Genomic DNA, 16,238 nt, shown 5'->3' with positions numbered 1-16,238 from the left:
GGTGACCGCGGTCGCGATCGCCGCAGCCGCGGCGCCCGCCGCGAGCCCGATCCAGTGGCTGTGCCCCGCCAATTCGCCGACATGGCCGAAATGGGCGTAGGCCGGCGAGGCGATGAGGAGAAAGGCCGTCAGGGCCGGAAGGCGCGTTGCGATTGTCATGATCTCGATTCCCAAGGTCCGCATGTCCGTTATCAACGATGCGCGGCCGCGGCGCGATGCGCGCGGTTGCCCGGACCTTGCGGCAGTTCCGTCACCGCGCCCCCGGATTGGGTCGGCCGCGACGGACACCTGTTCGGCCCCGGCTTGACGACGGGAGCACTGCCGATAACGCGGGCACCCTATGCAAGCGGCGGCAACGGGTCAATTCGATGCGCGACGTTGCGGGAAAGAAATGCGACGACGTTCAGCCGCCCAAGTTCAATCGCCCAAGTTCAGTCGCCCTTGTGTATCTCGGTGATGTCGAAGCCGAGCAGATCGCCGATGCGCACCACGAACCGTTCCTCGCGTTCGTCGATTTCCTTGTCGGCTTGCGCGATGGCGATCATGTGGTCGAGCAGCGCCTGGCGGCGTTCCTGCGGCAGGTCGGCGAAGACCGCCGCCGCCTGCGCGGCGCTCGTCTCGTAAGCGAAATCGTGCAGATAGGCGTAGACGCCGTCCATCGCCTCCGGGTCGAGACCGAAGGATTCCCGGCAGATGCGCTTGAAGATGTTGAGTTCGCGCTGCGTGACCTCGCCGTCGGCGAGGATCACTCGAAACAACAGCAGCAATTCGGCCGTCAATGCCGGGTCATTCGCGACCATGCGCGCGACGCGTTCCTTTTCGAGCCGTGTTTTCAGCGCTTCAAGCCAGGCAAAGACCATCGAACTCGTCTCCGTTTGGCCGACAGTAGCGCGAGTCGCCGCTTGCGCAAATCGGCAAGCCGTGGTCTAGCGGCGCGAGGCGCGCTCCATGTTCGAATTCTCGTCCGACATCCTTCTCCTGCTGGTTTTCGCCGCGTTTCTCGCGGGCTTCGTCGATTCGATCGCCGGCGGCGGCGGGCTGATCACCATCCCCGCATTGCTGCTCGCCGGCGCGCCGCCGGTGCATGCGCTCGGCACCAACAAGCTTCAGGGCATGTTCGGCGCGGCGTCGGCGACCTGGACCTACGCCCGCCACGGCCACGTGAAGCTCGGCGCGCAAATGCTGCCCGCCCTGCTCGCCTTCGCCGGCAGCATCGCCGGCGCGCTGACCGCGACCGTCCTGCCCGGCAGGATCTTTGGCGCGGTCCTGCCCGTACTGCTCGTCGCGATCGCCTTCTATTTCCTGCTCAAGCCGGGCCTCGACGACATCGACCGCGCCGAACGCATGCGCCCCGCCCTCTTCGGCGTCACGGTTCCGCCGCTGATCGGCTTCTATGACGGGCTGTTCGGGCCGGGCACCGGATCGTTCTACATGCTGGCTTTCGTCGCGCTCGCCGGCTTCGGCGTTCTCCGCGCGACGGCGCACACCAAGCTGCTGAACTTCGCCTCCAATGTCGGCGGGCTGGTGCTGTTCGCCTTCGCCGGCGCGGTGTTCTGGAAAACCGGGCTTGCCATGGGCGCCGCGCAATTCGCCGGCGCGCAGGTCGGCGCCCGTGTCGCCATGAAGGGCGGCGCGCGCGTCATCAAGCCGGTGCTGGTGATCGTCTGCCTGGCGCTGGCCGTCAAACTCGTGTCCGACCCGGCCCATCCGCTGCGCGTCTGGCTCGGCGTCTAGACTGTGCTAGAATGCGGCGCGATGGAAAACGTCGCGACCGACACCGGAAAGCTCCTGATCCGACACCTGCCCGATGGCCCGTTGACGGGACTCGTCAGCGCCATTTCGGCCTATGAGGAACGCGGCGAAGCGATGCATGATGGCGTCGAGGCCGCGTCGCTGGTCGTCCCGCTGATCTTTTCCTTCCGGGGCCCCTTCGCTATCGCACTGGACCGCCGGCCGAGCAGGGACGACCGCTATTTCAGCTTCACGGCGGGCTTGCATCCCGGCCATGTCCGCATGGATTCCCGCGGCGACGCCGAGTGCCTGCAAATCGACTTCACGCCGCTGGGCGCGCGCCTGTTCTTCGCCATGCCCCTGCTCGAACTGACAAGCCGCATGATACGTCTCGACGACCTGGGCGACGTGGCGGTGCGCGAACTCGCCGACAGGCTCGCCGAAGCCAGTGGCTGGCACGAACGCATCCGCCTCGCCGAGCGTTTCGTCATCGCCCGCATCGCCGGATCGGACCGCGCTATCGCCCCGGAGACCCTGCGCGCCTACCGGGAGATCGCGAAAAGACGCGGCGACCTGCGCATGGCCGACATCGCCCGCGACCTCGGCTGGAGCCGCAAGCGCCTGGTCACCGAGTTCCGCGAGCAGATCGGCATGGCCCCGAAGACCTTCGCCAAGGTGGTGCGTTTCGGCCACGCAACGGACCTCGCAAACCGCCCCGGCATCTCGGGATGGGCCGAGATCGCGGCGGCCTGCGGCTATGCCGACCAGGCGCACATGACGCGGGAATTCGTCGAGTTCTCCGGCGCGCCGCCGCGCCGCTGGCAGCGCGAGATCGGCCCGCGCGAAACTGGAACATTTCTTCAAGAATCGGATTTCGGCGCCATGTAGCCTGCCTCCATCGACCTGACTCGAATGGAGAACGACATGACAGAAGCCCCTAGAATCTATGCAACTTTTCGCTATTCCGACCCGGGCGCCATGATCGGATGGCTGTGCGACACCGTCGGCTTTTCCCTGAAGGCCCGCTACCCGGAGACCGGCGAACTCGCGCATGCCGAACTTTCTTTCGGATCGTCGATGATCATGCTCGGCACGGCGCGAGACGACGATTACGGCAAGAAGGTCGGAGGCCCCGGCACGACCGGCGGAAAGTCGCTCTATGTCGCCGTAGGCGATGTGGACGCGTTGCACGAGAAGGTCGCCGCTTCGGGCGTCACCATCGAGCAGGGCTTGACCGACCGCGACTACGGCAGCCGTGAATTCATCTGCCGCGACCCGGAAGGCAATCTCTGGTGCTTCGGCACCTACTGGCCGAAGGCGGACGAATAGGTCAGCCCTCGGTCCCCGTCCCGTAGCGCGCCAGGAACATCTCCACGGCGCTGGTCACGACCCTTTCGATCTCGTCGGCCGGCGGCGACGCCTCGCGGACGCCGAAGATGCAGGAGCGGAACAGGCCGGCGGTGCACAGGTCGAACATTTGCTGCGCCGCCAGCACCCTGTCCGGAATGTCGAGCAGGCCGGCCTCGATCTGGCGCTCCAGATAATTGCTCAGCAGCACCTTGGCGGAATCCGGTCCGGTATCGAAGAATCGCCGCCCGAGCGCCGGCATGCGCTCGGTGACGCCGATCACCATGCGCTGGGCGCGCACCACCTGCACCGAGGTCATCCGGGTCGCCAGCAGCACGCCGTAGCGCATCAGCGTTTCGCGCACCGTGCCGCCCTCTTTGAGCGCGTCGGCCAGCGACGCGAAGAGCGCCGAGCGTTCCCGGTCGATCAGCGCGCCGAACAGGTCTTCCTTGTTTTCGAAATAGACATAGATCGTGCCCTTGGAGACGCCCGCCTCGCGGGTGATGTCGTTCATGCTGGCGGCGTCGAACCCGACCTGCATGAACACGCGCTTGGCGCCGTCCAGTATCTGCTGGCGCTTGACCGGATCCTGCCCGGCCACCCGGCGGTTCGGCTGCTTGTCCGCCACGTCCATCGCTTTCTTGAAGCTTGCTTCATTCTTCAACAGGCCAGGCATTTCGGGACCTCGCAAAATTATCGAACCAGGCGGTTCGATTTCCTCTTGATATGGACCGACAGACGGTCTATGTCAATTCGAACCGAACGGTTCGGTTCATTTTATCTCGCGTAAGGGATGCAGTCATGTCCACATCGGATCCTGCCATCAAGAACGAAGCCCCGGCCGCAGGCGCGCCAGACACGGCGCACACCGCCGAGTTGAAACCTTTTCCCCGCCCGGTTGACGAAACCGCGCGCAAGCCGGATGCCGTCGGCGACGCTCCGGTCAAGCAGGAGCAGAAGCCGCGCCGTTCGCCGGTGCGCCGCCTGATCCTGACCACCGTCGCCCTCGCCGCCCTCGCCGGCGCGGGCTGGTACGGCCACCAATGGTGGACGGTCGGCCGTTTCATGGTCTCCACCGACGATGCCTATATCGACGGCAACATCACTACTGTCTCGCCGAAAGTGTCCGGCTACGTCGCCAGGGTGAACGTCACCGCCAACCAGATGGTCAAGGCAGGCGATCCGCTCGTCACCCTCGATGACGGCGATTACCGCATCGCCGCCGATCAGGCGAAGGCGCAGATCGCCAGCCAGAAACTCGCCATCGAACGCATCGACGCCCAGATCGAGGGCGCCCGCGCGGCGCTCGCCCAGGCTGAAGCCCAGCAACAGGCCCTCGCCGCGACCGAAGCCAATGCCAAGGCCGCGCGCGATCGCGCCGTCACGCTGGCCGCGGAAGGCCACGCGTCGGGAGCAAGCCTCGACGCCGCCAAGGCTTCCTGGGAACAGGCCAGTGCGAGCCTTGCCGGAGCGCAAGCCGGCATTCGGGCCGCCAGGGCCAATATCACGGTGCTTCAGGCCCAGAAGGCCGAGGCCGAGAGCGCGCTGACCTCCCTGCACCTCGCCGCCGACAAGGCGGACCGCGACCTCGCCTTCACCGTCCTGCACGCGCCCTATGACGGCGTGGTCGGCAATCTCGCCGCGCATGAGGGCGACCTCGTCACCGCCGGGCAGCGGCTCGCCGCCCTCGTCCCGGTGAACGCGCTCTATGTCGACGCCAATCTGAAGGAAACCCAGATCGCCGGCGTCGTACCGGGCGAGAAGGTGTCGATCAGCGTCGACGCTTATGACGGCGATCCCATAGAGGGCACGGTCGTCTCGGTCTCGCCGGCGTCCGGCTCGGTGTTCTCGCTGCTGCCGCCCAACAACGCCACCGGCAATTTCACCAAGGTCGTCCAGCGCGTTCCGGTGCGCATCGCGCTTCCCGCCGACGCGCTCGCCAGCGGACGCCTGCGCGCCGGCATGAGCGTCGTGGTAGACATCGACACCCGCACCGCCCCCGACGGCGCGTTGCACGCGGCCGAGTAGGCACGGGCGCGCTAGGCTCAAGGGAAACGCGGTCATGAGCGACACGACCTTTTCTCCGGCCCATGCCGGCGCCGACCCGGAGGCGATGCCGGTTCGCCGGATTATAGCCTTTCTGGCGATGGTCTTCGGCATGTTCATGGCCATCCTCGACATCCAGATCGTCTCCGCCTCGCTGGCCGAGATCCAGGCCGGCCTCGGAGCCGGACGTGACGAGATCGCCTGGGTGCAGACCTCCTATCTGATCGCCGAAGTGATCATGATCCCGCTTTCGGGCATCCTGGCGCGCATCCTGTCGACGCGTGTGCTGTTCACCGTCTCAGCCGCCGGCTTCACGCTGGCCTCGATGCTCTGCGCCACCGCGACCAATATCGACCAGATGATCGTTTACCGCGCCATTCAGGGCTTCATCGGCGGCGGCATGATCCCCTCGGTCTTCGCGGCCGCCTTCACGATCTTCCCGCCGTCCAAGCGCCCCATTGTCTCGCCGATGATCGGCCTGGTGGCCACCCTCGCACCAACGATCGGCCCGACGGTTGGCGGCTACATCTCGGATGCCATGTCATGGCACTGGCTGTTCCTGGTCAACGTCATTCCGGGCATCGGCGTATCAATCGCCGCCTGGACGCTGATCGATTTCGACGAGCCGGAACGCGATCTCGCCAAGACCTTCGACTGGTGGGGGCTCCTCGGCATGGCCGCCTTTCTCGGCGCGCTCGAATATGTGCTCGAGGAAGGCCCGGCGAATGACTGGCTGTCCGACCGGACCATCGCCTCTTTCGCGGTGATCATGACCGCAGGCGCCATCCTGTTCTTCTACCGCGCCTTCCGGGCCAAGGTTCCCGTCGTCGATCTCAAGGCCTTTACGGACATCAATTTCGCCTTCGGCTCGCTTTTCTCCTTCGTCCTCGGCGTCGGGCTTTACGGGCTGACCTATATCTACCCGCTCTATCTCGGCTCGGTGCGCGGCTACGACGCGCTGATGATCGGCGAAACCATGTTCGTCTCAGGGCTCGCCATGTTCCTCACCGCTCCGGTCGCGGGCGCGCTGTCGGCCCGCATCGACCTGCGCGTCATGCTGATGATCGGCTTCGTCGGTTTCGGCGCCGGCACATGGCTGATGACCGATATCACCGCCGACTGGGATTACTATGAGCTGCTGCTGCCGCAGATCCTGCGTGGCGTGTCGCTCATGCTGTGCATGGTGCCGATCAACAACCTCGCCCTCGGCACCCTGCCGCCGGAGCGCATCAAGAACGCCTCCGGCCTGTTCAATCTCACCCGCAATCTCGGCGGCGCGGTGGGACTGGCTGTCATCAACACCATGCTGACCAGCCGCGACGACTTTCACTACGCGCGCCTCGCCGAGGCTGTCACCTGGGCCAACCGCACCGCGGTGGATATGCTGGACGATCTGACCCGCAATTTTACCGCCGACGGCCTGTCCGGCGCGGACGCGGCGCTGAACCAGGTCACCGGCATGGTGCGCCAGCAGGCCTGGGTGATGTCGTTTGCCGACGTGTTCTGGGTCCTGACCCTGCTCTTCGCCGGGCTGGCGATCGCCGCCATGATGATGAAAAAGCCGGAAGCCGCCGCAGCGCCCGCCGGGCACTGATCCCGGCGGCGCGAGCCTGTTCGAAGCGGCCTAGTTCAGGCTGCGCCGTCCGAAGGGTCTTGCGCTTTTCGGACGCGTGCGCCGCTCGATCCCGTCCCAGCGCGGCTTTTCCACCGGTGCGAACGCGTCCATCGCCGCGTCGTAACCGACTTCCTCGACCCGTCGCACTTCCAGCGAGATATGCGGCTCGTCGATTTCCGGCGTCGACGTCAGGTGCCGGACGATCATGATGTCGCCCTTGGAGGGCGCGTAGGTCGACAGATGCGGCAGATAGGCGCCGTTGGCATGACAGCGCGCGATAAAGCCGTGCAGCGTCCGCATCGCCCATTCGACGGGAACCGGCGCCTCCTCCAGCACGACCTCCCGGCCGAGCAGGTCGAACGCCCCGCGCGTCGACGCGCCGATGGCGCGGACGCCCATGATCGGGCGGTTGCTCGAAAACGGCGTCACGCGGACGAAGAGATCGACCGGCTCGGTATCAAGTTCGCGCAGGAACGGCCCCGGCTTGTAGAGCATCTCGCAGCCCTTCCAGTAGATACCGGTCGGCATCGCGATCCGGCAGACCGCGGCCGTCACTCGGCCGGCGAGCAGGCTGCGCGCGAAGCTCGAATTCACGGGACGCATGCCGAGCGCATTGGCGACGGCATCGTACTCCACCTCTACGGTGATTTGCACATGCGCGCGATGGGCGCGCACGGCCTCCTCCGCGTCGGGGAATGTCCGGTGCAGCATCGGCCAGTCGAGCGCCTCGAAATAGGAAGCCCGCTGCCGGATGGCGTTTCCGGCCTCGACAATGATGTTGCAGCCGCCGGCCTTGAACGTGAGATAGCGGGTCGGGCCGGCCACCTCCTCCTTGACGATCGTCACCGGATCGCCGTTCAGGATCGGTTCCAGATGCGCGGCGAGTTCCGCCGCATCGAAATGCGGCACCGCGTCATAGAGCAGCGTGCTCTCGGTCGCCACCTCGAGGCCGGATCTCTTCATCAGGGCTACGAAGTTCATCTTTACTCCCCTAGCGGACGCCGGAGTCGCCCGATGCCGAATCCTAGGGGAACGTCGTGACCTTGTGGTTAAGGAATTACCTGCAATTCTTCGCAAGCCGTCTTTCGCCGCGCCGCCGGCCGCAACCCGCTTGGCCTTTGCCGTTTCGCGCCTATGTCTCCGTAAAACCGGGAACAACGACATAGGAACCGCCTGCCATGGCGTATGTGTTCGCCGCCATAACCTGCACCTGCTGTGCCGCCGTCGCGTTCATCGTCGCGTGGTCGGCGAACCGGCCCGATCGCCCGGTCTGGCCGCCGCTTGATTTCGGCTGGCCGGCACGCATCGTCACATGGACGGTGACGATCCTCGCCATCGGCGCCGCATACATGGCCGGCCGCGCGAGCTGGAACGCCTGGGACTGGCCCGTCTGGATCCGCTGGTATGCCGGTTTCCCGCTTGCCTTCGTGTCGAGCTGGGTGAGTTCATGGGCGATCATGAAGCTCGGCCTCGACCGCTCGATGGGCGCGCGCGGCGGACTCGTCACCGACGGGCTTTTCGCGCGCAGCCGCAACCCGACCTATGTCGCCAACCTGGCGCTCTGCGCCGGCTGGACGATGCTCGCCGCATCCTGGCCGGCCGCGATCGCCTCGGGATCGCTAGCCGTGCTCTATGTCTTCGCCGTGCCTTACGAGGAAAAATGGCTCGCCCGAACCTATGGCGACGCCTATGCCGCCTATTGCAACCGCGTGAAGCGCTGGGCGCTGTAGGGTTCCGGATCGCAGAACGGCGTCTCGCCGGAAATCATCTGCGCGACCAGTTCGCCGGTTGCCGGCCCGAGCGTGAAACCGTGATGTCCGTGGCCGAAATTGAGCCAGATACCGTTCATGCCGGGCGCCCTTCCGACGACCGGCAGCATGTCCGGAAAGACCGGCCTCGCACCCATCCACGGCTCCGGGTCGACGCTGTCGCCGAGCGGAAACAGGTCGCGCGCCATCGGCAGGACCTTGCGCAGTTGCACCGGCGTCTTCGCCGCTTCCTGGCGGGCGAATTCCGCGCCCGAGGTCAGCCGGATGCCGCGCGCCATCGGCGCCAGCACGAAACCGAACTCGTCGTCGACCAGCGGCCGGGAAAGATAGGCGTTGCCCGTCGCGCCGTAATGCTCGTGATAACCGCGCTTGACGCCCATCGGCAGCCGCAGCCCGGCCGCGTCGAGCAGCTTCTTCGACCACGGCCCCAGCGTCACCGCGACGTGCTCTGCGGAAAGCGCCGGACCGTCGGTCGCCACCGTCCATTTGCCGTTGCCGTTTTCCAGCCCGAAGATTTCCGCCTGGACGATCTCGCCGCCGAGGCGCTTGAACAGGTCCGCATAGGATTTCACCAGCGCGCCGGGGTCGCTGCAGGTCCACGGATCGCGGTAATGCATCGCGCCGGCAAGCTGCGTCACGTCGACATGCGGTTCCAGCGCCTGCAGTTCGGTCATGTCGGGCATGACCGCATCGAGGCCGAAATCGCGCAATTCGCGCGCCTGCGCCTCGGCTTCCGGGATCGCGCCGTCGTCGCGAAACAGCCGGATCCAGCCGCGCTTGGCGATCAGCCCGGACGAGCCGGCCTCGTCCATCAGTGCCTCGTGCGCCTCGAGACAACGCGCGAAGATCGGTACGTTGGCCGCCAGTGACCGCCGTCCGCCCTCCTCCGTCGATGCGCGGAAATAGCGCCACAGGAACGGCGCGACCGAGGCGAGCGACGTGATGTGATAGTCGGCGTCGGTGCGCCGTTTCAGCGCCACGTCGATGATGGTGCGCAGGTCGCGCGGGAACAGATAGGGGTGGATCCCCTCGCGCTGGATGATGCCGGCATTGCCGAAGCTCGTTTCCTCGCCCGGCTCGCGCCGGTCGACCAGCGCGACCGAAAGCCCCCGTTTGCGCAGGTGGATGGCGGTCGATACGCCGGCGATGCCGGCCCCGAGAACGATGGCGTCGTATGCCATCTCAGTACTCGACGCCGATCTGCGCCTTGATGCCGGAGCGGAACGGATGCTTGATCAGTTCCATCTCGGTGACGAGGTCGGCCGCCTCGATGAGCTCTTCGCCGGCGTTGCGCCCGGTCAGCACCACATGCGTCATCGGCGGCTTTTCGGTCTTCAGGAACTCCACCACCTCGTTGACGTCGAGATAGTCGTAGCGCAGCGCGATGTTGATCTCGTCGAGCAAAACCATCGTGTTGGTCTCGTCGCGGATCAGTTCCTTGGCCTTTTCCCAGGCGGCCTTCGCCGCCTCGATGTCGCGTTCCTTGTTCTGCGTCTCCCAGGTGAAGCCCTCGCCCATCGTGTAGAAAGAGCAGATGTCGGAGAAGCGCTCCTTGATCAGGTTGCGCTCGCCGGTCTCCATCCCGCCCTTGATGAACTGCACCACGGCGCATTTGCGGCCATGCGCGATATGCCGGAAGATCATGCCGAAGGCCGCCGTCGACTTGCCCTTGCCCTTGCCGGTATGGACGATGATCAGCCCCTTCTCGTCCGTCTTGGTGGCCATGATCTTGTCGCGCGCCGCCTTCTTCTTGGCCATCTTCGTCGCGTGGCGTTCGCTGTCGTTGTCCGCGCTCATTCTGTTTTCCCGTTCTTCATGCTTCGGCAGGTCGCCTGCCACGCTAAGCCATTCGATGCGTTGGTTCCAGAAGTCATCCTGTCCGGTCGAAAAACCGGTGTGGTTGTCGACACTTGCGGCGCAAAGGTGAATCTCTTGTCGCGGCGCCCCGCGGCCCGCGTCATGGCATGTCCCCGCCGAACGGTTTCGCGAAATAGATGCGCAGCGGCGCACCGCCCGCGGCCGGCAGGCGGCCGAATTCGCTGTACCCCAGCTTCTCGTAGAAACCCGGCGCCTGGAAATCGTAGGTGTCGAGATAGACCCCGACGAGACCGCGCCTGCGCGCTTCCGCCTCGGCCCCGGCCATCAGCGCGCGGCCGACGCCCAGCGTGCGCGCCTGCGGCGTCACCGCGAGAAGCCGGACATAGAGCCAGCGCTGCAGGACAACCCCGCAGAGACCGCCAAGGAATCCGCCATCGCCATCGCTGGCGCGCAAATTGATGCCGTCGTCGTCGAAGGGCTTGCCGAGCAACCTCGCGGCCTCGTCCAGCGCCGCCTCGACTTGCCGGGCGAGGTCCGCCGCATCGCCGTCGATTGTCTCGATCTCGACCGTCACGGCAGTTCCTCCTTCAGGGTTTTGGCGAACCAGATGCGTTGCGGATACCCGCCCGCCGCCGGCAGGCGGCCGATTTCGGCATATCCCATCTTCTTGTAGAAGTCCGGCGCCTGGAATTCATAGGTGTCGAGATAGACGCCGGCGAGCCCGTGTTCGCGCGCATGGTCTTCCGCCTTTTCGAGCAGCCTGCCGCCGAGGCCGGAACCGCGCGCGTCCGGCGCGAGCGCCAAGAGCTTCACGAACAGCCAGCCGAGTTGCGCCTTGCCCGAAAGGCCGCCGACGACCTTCCCGCTCCCGTCCGTGGCCTTCCAGAACATCTCGTCGACGATGAACGGATGCCCCGCCTGCATCGCATGAACGTCGAGCAGCCGGTCGAGCGCGCCGTCGAATGCCGTGCCCTTGCCTTCCTCGATCGTGATTTCAATCATTGGGTCCCGTCTGCCCGGTCATTTCGGAAAGCGCGAACATCGCCGAATTGCTCTTCGGCGTCCACAGCCCGCGCGTCACCGCTTCCTGCAGGCGCTCCGCCATCTCGCGCAGCGCGTCCGGGTTCTTCTCGGCGATGAAGTCGCGCACCCGGTAATCCATCAGATAGGCCTGGTAGACCGCCTCGAAATGATGGTCGCGCACCGCCCCGGTCGTCGCCGCGAAGGCGAACATGTAGTCGACGGTGGCCGCCATCTCGAAGGCGCCCTTGTAGCCGTGCCGCATCACGCCGGCGATCCATTTCGGATTGACGACGCGGGCGCGCACCACCCTCCCGATCTCTTCTTCCAGCGTCCGGATCACCGGCTTCTCCGGCCGCGAATGATCGTTGTGATAGACCGCCGGCTTCTCGCCCTTCAGCGTCTCCACCGCCGCCGTCATGCCGCCCTCGAACTGGTAATAGTCGTCGGAATCGAGCAAATCGTGCTCGCGGTTGTCCTGGTTCTGCACCACCGCCTGCATGCCCCTGAGCCGTTCCTCGAACAGCCCGCGCTCCGCGCTGCCCTCGGCCTGCGCGCCATAGGCGTAACCGCCCCAGACGAGATAGGCCTCGGCAAGGTCGGCCCTGTCGGCCCAGCCTTTCTCGTCGATCAGCGCCTGCAGGCCCGCGCCATAGGAACCGGGCTTGGAGCCGAACACCCGGTAGCCCGCCCGCCGCGCCGCCGTCTCTTCGTCCTCGCCGGCCTCGGCCAGACGCTGCGCCTCGGCGCGCATCCTTGCGGCGACCGGGTTGTCGCCTTCGTCCTCCTCCAGCGCGCCGACCGCCCTGACGGCCTTGTCGAACAGCGCGATCTGGTCCGGAAAGGCGTCGCGGAAGAACCCGGAAATGCGCAGTGTCACGTCGACCCGCGGCCGCCCGAGCTTCGCTTGCGGGATGATCTCGAAGCCGGTTACCCGCCGCGAAATCCCGTCCCAGACCGGCTTCGCGCCGATCAGCGCCATCGCCTGGGCGATATCGTCGCCGCCGGTGCGCATGTTCGACGTGCCCCAGGCCGTCAGCCCGAACGAGACCGGCCATTCGCCGTGGTCCTGCGTATAGCGCGTCACCAGCAATTCCGCCGACTTGCGCCCCAGTTCCCACGCCGTCTCGGTCGGCACGGCACGGCAGTCGACCGAATAGAAGTTGCGCCCCGTCGGCAAAACGTCCGGCCGCCCGCGCGTCGGCGCGCCCGACGGCCCCGGCTCGACGAACCGCCCGCCGAGCGCCGCCATCAGCCCGTCGATTTCCTTTGCCCCGCAGGCTTCCACCGAGGGCCTGAGCATCGCATCGATCCCGTCCAGTACGGCGCGTGTCTGTTTCCACTCCGCCGGGCATTCCGCTTCGCCGCCGACCAGCTGCGCCGCCAGCAATTCGATTCGCTCCACCGTATCGCCCGCCGTGCGCCACGGATCGTCCGAGACCTCTTGCAGGATCTCCGGTCTGGCCCCCGTCCAGGGCGACCCCATCGCGCAGTCCAGGGGATCGAAGGGCCCCTCACCCTTACCCTCTCCCCGCAAACGGGGAGAGGGGGTCGCAAACCCCGGCTCCCCTTCCTTCTCCCCGCCTGCGGGGAGAAGGTGGCCCGAAGGGTCGGATGAGGGGCCTTCCGAAAGTTCCGCATCCGCCGCAATCGTCCGCTGCAGGCTCTGATCCGCCCCTTCTCCGAGCGATCGCGGCACCCGCGCCAGCGCGGTAACGAGATCGGTCAGCAGCCGCCCCTCCGGCGCCTTGCCGAAAATGTGCAGCCCGTCGCGGATCTGCATTTCCTTCAGGTCGCACAGATAGGCGTCGAGCTTGGCGAGCGCGTCGTCGCTGGTGTCGTCCCGGCCGATCCCGGCGTCATGGTCGAGGCCGATATCGCGCACCAGATCGAGAATGCGGGTTTTCAGGACTTTCAGCCGGCGCGGATCGCCGCCCGCCGCCTCGTAATATTCGTCGACCAGCGCTTCCAGATCCTTCAGCGGTCCGTAGCTCTCGGCCCGCGTCAGCGGCGGCGTCAGATGGTCGATGATGACGGCCGAGATGCGGCGCTTCGCCTGCGTGCCCTCGCCCGGATCGTTGACGATAAACGGATAGACATGCGGCAGCGGCCCGAACACCGCCTCCGGCCAGCAGGTTTCCGACAGCGCCAGCGCCTTGCCCGGCAGCCATTCGAGATTGCCGTGCTTGCCCATGTGCACGACCGCGTCCGCGCCATAGACCTCGCGCAGGAAGGTATAGAAGGCGATATAGCCATGCGGCGGCACGAGATCCGGCGAGTGGTAGGTCTCCTTCGGATCGATGTTGTAGCCACGCGCCGGCTGGATGCCGACCAGCGTTTCCCCGAACCGCGCCAGCGGCAGCGCGAACACGCCGTCCCGGAAAAACGGATCGTTCGCAGGATCGCCCCAGCGTTCGGTCACCTGCGCCTGAATCGCCTTCGGAAGCTTGCCGAAGAAGTCCCTGTATTGATTCAGCGAAATCGTCTCGCGGATTTCGCGCGCGTCGGAAACCGCATTGGTCGGCCCTTTCCTCAGGTGGTCGATCAGCGCATCCCCGTCCGCCGGGATATCGCCGGTCGGAAAGCCCGCATCCGCCATCGCCCGCAGCGCCTCGATCGTGCCAGCCGGCGTATCCAGCCCGACACCGTTGGCGAGCCGTCCGTCCCGGTTCGGATAGTTGGCGAGGACCAGAGCGACGCGTTTTTCCGCCGGCTTTTTCCGCCTGAGCCGCACCCGGCGCGCCGCCTGTTCGGCGGCGAACTCCACCCGGTCCGCCACCGGCTCGTGCGTCACGACATTGCACTCCGTCGCCGCGTCCCACGCGCTCGCGCTCTTGAACGAAATGGCCCGCGACAGCACCCGTCCGTCGACCTCCGGCAGCGCCACGTTCATCGCCAGGTCGCGCGCGTTCAGACCCTGCGGCGAAGCTTCCCAGCTCTCCCGCGACGAACCCGACAGCACCACCTGGATCACCGCCGCGCCGTCCCGTTCCAGCACCGTCGGCGTCCGGTTCGCGCCCGGCGCCGAGACCGCGAAGCCGGTCATGTTGAGAACGACGTCCGGCCTGTGCGTGTCGAACAGCGCCTCCACCGTCGCCGCCGAGACCGGGTCCTTCAGGCTCGACACATAGACCGGCAGCACCGCCAGCCCGCGCGTTTCCAGCGCCTTTGCCAGCGCCTCGACGGGCGCCGTTTGCCCCGCCTGCACCAGCGCCCGGTAGAAAACGATAGCAGCAGTGCCACTGGCCACTCTCCCCCCTTGCGGGCGAGATGCCCCGTCAGGGGCAGAGAGGGGTATCGCGAACATCCCCGCCTTCAGCAGCGGCGCCGCCTCGGCTTCGATCTCCCGCCCCGCCAGCACATCCGAACACGCATCGAGAAATCCGCGCGCGTTCTCCGCCCCGCCCTCGATCAGGAAACGCCACAGCGTCTCGCAACTCTCCGCCGGCAGCGTGCAGAACCGCGCCAGCCCCGGATCGGGCTTGTCGTCGCCCGGCAGCACCGCGAGCCCGATCCCGTGCGCCACGGCCGCCGCGTGGATCGCCTCCAGCCCGTAGGGCCAATAGCCCGCCCCGCCGAGAATGCGCACGACGATCAGCTTCGCAGGCCTGCCCGTCCGCTCGACCCAGGCGTCGACCGACATCGGATGCTTCAGTTGCATAAGATTGACGAGCCGCAGTGAAGGCCCCTCACCGCGATACGCGCCGGCAAGGCTCGCCAGTTCCGTGTCGGCGGCGGACAGGAAACAGATGTCGCCCGGCGTCTGGCCGAGATCGATCGCCTCACCATCGCCGTCGGACAGCGTGCCCTTCTGCGCGAGGAGAAGATGCATCAGCCCGCCGCGGCGGCGATCGCCCCGGCAATCGTCGCCTGATCGATGTCGTGCAGTCCGATCACGACGAGCCGCGTCGTGCGCTCCTCGCCGTCGCGCCACGGCCGGTCGAAATAGGTTTCGATGCGCTGGCCGACGGCCTGCACCACGAGCCGCATCGGCTTGCCAGGCACGTCGCAGAAGCCCTTCAGCCGCAGCACGTCGTGACCGGCAATGACCTCCTTTAGACCGGCGACGAAACCGGCCGGGTCGCTGACCGACCCCGCCACGGCGACGAAGCTCTCGAACTCGTCATGGTCGTGATCGTGCTCCTCGCCGGACTCATGCTCCATCTCGTGATGCGACTTGCGAAGCGCGATCTGGTCCTCGGTCGCCGATTTCAGCCCGAGCAGCACGTCCACCGGCAGCCGGCCATGCGTCGCATGGATGATCTTCAGCGCCCGGTCGCTCTGGCCCGCGACATTGCTGCGCACGTTTTCCAGCCGCGCCGCGTCGATCAGGTCCGCCTTGTTGAGCACCACCATATCGGCGGCTCGTATCTGATCCTCGAACAGTTCCTCCAGAGGGCTTTCGTGGTCGAGCGCCTCGTCGGCGCTGCGCTGCGCCTCCAGCCGGTCGTGGTCGTCGGCGAAACGGCCTTCCGAGACCGCCGCCGCGTCGACCACCGTCACCACGCCATCGACGGTCACCGCCGTCTTGATTCCCGGCCAGTTGAAGGCGGCGACCAGCGGCTGCGGCAGCGCCAGACCGGACGTCTCGATGACGATGTGATCCGGCCGGTTCTCGCGCTCCAGCAGTTTCGTCATCGTCGGGATGAAATCGTCGGCCACCGTGCAGCAGATGCAGCCATTGTTCAGCTCGACGATATCGTCCTCCGAACAGGTGTCGATGCCGCAGCCCTTCAGCACCTCGCCGTCAACGCCGAGATCGCCGAACTCGTTGATGATCAGGGCGATTTTGCGCCCGTCTGCGTTCTCCAGCAGATTGCGGATCATCGTCGTCTTGCCGGCGCCGAGAAAGCCGGTGATCACAGTCGCGGGGATTTTACCCTGCATGTCAT

16 protein-coding genes are annotated in these 16,238 nt (G+C 66.4%); 6 read left to right on the top strand and 10 right to left on the bottom strand.

From position 1 onward, the window contains the following. On the bottom strand, window positions 1-159 hold a 159-nt coding region (locus IG169_RS24360; protein ID WP_343225653.1), incomplete at its 3' end, for a DUF6732 family protein. 272 nt (window positions 160-431) lie between these two features. Beyond that, window positions 432-860 carry a tellurite resistance TerB family protein gene (locus IG169_RS13660; protein WP_193176771.1) on the bottom strand — a complete coding sequence of 143 codons (429 nt, stop codon included), beginning with the start codon at window positions 858-860 and terminating at the stop codon, window positions 432-434. A gap of 88 nt (window positions 861-948) precedes the next feature. On the opposite strand from IG169_RS13660, the gene IG169_RS13655 reads away from it, so the two are divergent. The 3 genes from IG169_RS13655 to IG169_RS13645 are packed head-to-tail and all read left to right on the top strand — an operon-like array spanning window position 949 to window position 3,060. Then, on the top strand, window positions 949-1,734 hold the full coding sequence (locus IG169_RS13655; RefSeq protein WP_193176770.1) for a TSUP family transporter: 786 nt from the start codon (window positions 949-951) through the stop codon (window positions 1,732-1,734). Window positions 1,735-1,755: 21 nt separating this feature from the next. After that, on the top strand, window positions 1,756-2,619 hold the full coding sequence (locus IG169_RS13650; RefSeq protein WP_246717377.1) for a helix-turn-helix domain-containing protein: 864 nt from the start codon (window positions 1,756-1,758) through the stop codon (window positions 2,617-2,619). A gap of 36 nt (window positions 2,620-2,655) precedes the next feature. Then, entirely contained in the window at window positions 2,656-3,060 is a 405-nt protein-coding gene (locus tag IG169_RS13645) for a VOC family protein (RefSeq protein ID WP_193176769.1), read from the top strand. Window position 3,061: 1 nt separating this feature from the next. Here IG169_RS13645 and IG169_RS13640 read toward each other — a convergent pair whose 3' ends face one another. Continuing rightward, window positions 3,062-3,754, bottom strand: coding sequence for a TetR/AcrR family transcriptional regulator (locus IG169_RS13640; RefSeq protein ID WP_193176768.1), 693 nt, complete (start codon window positions 3,752-3,754; stop codon window positions 3,062-3,064). Between the two features lie 125 nt (window positions 3,755-3,879). Here IG169_RS13640 and IG169_RS13635 point away from each other — a divergent pair, with 125 nt between their 5' ends. Then, window positions 3,880-5,106 (top strand): HlyD family secretion protein, encoded by a 1,227-nt coding sequence (locus IG169_RS13635; RefSeq protein ID WP_246717376.1) that lies wholly within the window; start codon window positions 3,880-3,882, stop codon window positions 5,104-5,106. Between the two features lie 34 nt (window positions 5,107-5,140). Then, window positions 5,141-6,718, top strand: a complete 1,578-nt coding sequence (locus IG169_RS13630) for a DHA2 family efflux MFS transporter permease subunit (protein ID WP_210326009.1) — start codon at window positions 5,141-5,143, stop codon at window positions 6,716-6,718. Between the two features lie 30 nt (window positions 6,719-6,748). Here IG169_RS13630 and IG169_RS13625 read toward each other — a convergent pair whose 3' ends face one another. Then, on the bottom strand, window positions 6,749-7,720 hold the full coding sequence (locus tag IG169_RS13625) for a hypothetical protein (protein ID WP_193176766.1): 972 nt from the start codon (window positions 7,718-7,720) through the stop codon (window positions 6,749-6,751). Window positions 7,721-7,917: 197 nt separating this feature from the next. Here IG169_RS13625 and IG169_RS13620 point away from each other — a divergent pair, with 197 nt between their 5' ends. Next, window positions 7,918-8,469 (top strand): methyltransferase family protein, encoded by a 552-nt coding sequence (locus IG169_RS13620; protein WP_193176765.1) that lies wholly within the window; start codon window positions 7,918-7,920, stop codon window positions 8,467-8,469. Here IG169_RS13620 and IG169_RS13615 read toward each other — a convergent pair. The 6 genes from IG169_RS13615 to cobW form a co-directional block, all read right to left on the bottom strand. Next, window positions 8,436-9,689 carry an NAD(P)/FAD-dependent oxidoreductase gene (locus IG169_RS13615; protein WP_193176764.1) on the bottom strand — a complete coding sequence of 418 codons (1,254 nt, stop codon included), beginning with the start codon at window positions 9,687-9,689 and terminating at the stop codon, window positions 8,436-8,438. The two genes, IG169_RS13620 and IG169_RS13615, sit on opposite strands and share 34 nt — an antisense overlap. Window position 9,690: 1 nt before the next feature. After that, window positions 9,691-10,305: a cob(I)yrinic acid a,c-diamide adenosyltransferase gene (gene cobO, locus IG169_RS13610; protein ID WP_193176763.1), complete on the bottom strand. Its 615-nt coding sequence runs from the start codon at window positions 10,303-10,305 to the stop codon at window positions 9,691-9,693. Between the two features lie 160 nt (window positions 10,306-10,465). Continuing rightward, on the bottom strand, window positions 10,466-10,900 hold the full coding sequence (locus tag IG169_RS13605; RefSeq protein WP_193176762.1) for a GNAT family N-acetyltransferase: 435 nt from the start codon (window positions 10,898-10,900) through the stop codon (window positions 10,466-10,468). After that, window positions 10,897-11,328, bottom strand: coding sequence for a GNAT family N-acetyltransferase (locus IG169_RS13600; protein WP_193176761.1), 432 nt, complete (start codon window positions 11,326-11,328; stop codon window positions 10,897-10,899). Before IG169_RS13600 ends, IG169_RS13605 begins: the two co-directional genes overlap by 4 nt. Then, window positions 11,321-15,178, bottom strand: a complete 3,858-nt coding sequence (cobN, locus tag IG169_RS13595) for a cobaltochelatase subunit CobN (protein WP_193176760.1) — start codon at window positions 15,176-15,178, stop codon at window positions 11,321-11,323. Before cobN ends, IG169_RS13600 begins: the two co-directional genes overlap by 8 nt. Next, window positions 15,178-16,233 carry a cobalamin biosynthesis protein CobW gene (gene cobW / locus IG169_RS13590; RefSeq protein ID WP_193176759.1) on the bottom strand — a complete coding sequence of 352 codons (1,056 nt, stop codon included), beginning with the start codon at window positions 16,231-16,233 and terminating at the stop codon, window positions 15,178-15,180. Before cobW ends, cobN begins: the two co-directional genes overlap by 1 nt. Window positions 16,234-16,238 lie beyond the last annotated feature (5 nt).

The organism is Oricola nitratireducens (assembly GCF_014904745.1).
GTDB lineage: Bacteria > Pseudomonadota > Alphaproteobacteria > Rhizobiales > Rhizobiaceae > Oricola > Oricola nitratireducens.
The sequence above is the reverse complement of the archived record's forward strand: the minus strand, read 5'-3'. Positions and strand labels throughout refer to the sequence as shown.